Origin of the sequence: Vibrio sp. 10N.222.55.C6, assembly GCF_041473395.1 — a bacterium.
GTDB lineage: Bacteria > Pseudomonadota > Gammaproteobacteria > Enterobacterales > Vibrionaceae > Vibrio > Vibrio crassostreae_C.
The window spans coordinates 1-474 of the sequence record NZ_JBFRSD010000569.1; the positions used below are offsets into that span (position 1 = coordinate 1).

The following is a 474-nucleotide window of genomic DNA, read 5'->3' on the forward strand; positions in this document are numbered from 1 at the left end:
CTATTACATCAATCATTAAACAGCATGAAAATATTGATGCTATGGTTAATAGTGCTGGCGTTTTGGCAGCAGGCAATACTAACCTTTCCTTAGCTAAACTTTCTGAGTTGGTAAACGTAAATCTTTTATCTACAATCACTGCTTGTAATTTAGTTGCGGAGAAAATGAAACAGCAAGGCTACGGGGAAATATATAACCTTGGCTCTACTGCTGGTTTGGCGCCAGTCCCTAAGATTGCAGCATATTCAGCGACAAAAGCTGCAATTGTTAGTTATAGCCAATCGCTTTATCACGAACTGCTCCCTTTTGGGGTAAAGGTTTGCTGTTTATGCCCTAGCGTTGTAGATACCGATATGACTAATGATGGGCGTATTGATAATAAATTTAAAATTGAAACACAAGACCTAGCAAAAGCACTTAGATTTATTCGAAGTCTATCTCCAGGGGCTGCTGTAAGCACACTATCCATAAGGC

Annotated in this window: 1 protein-coding gene; it reads left to right on the forward strand. The window is 39.5% G+C overall.

The window, feature by feature from the left end; translation table 11 throughout:
• A partial coding sequence (locus AB4486_RS25135) for an SDR family NAD(P)-dependent oxidoreductase (RefSeq protein ID WP_372119422.1) occupies positions 1-474 on the forward strand: 474 nt, incomplete at both ends.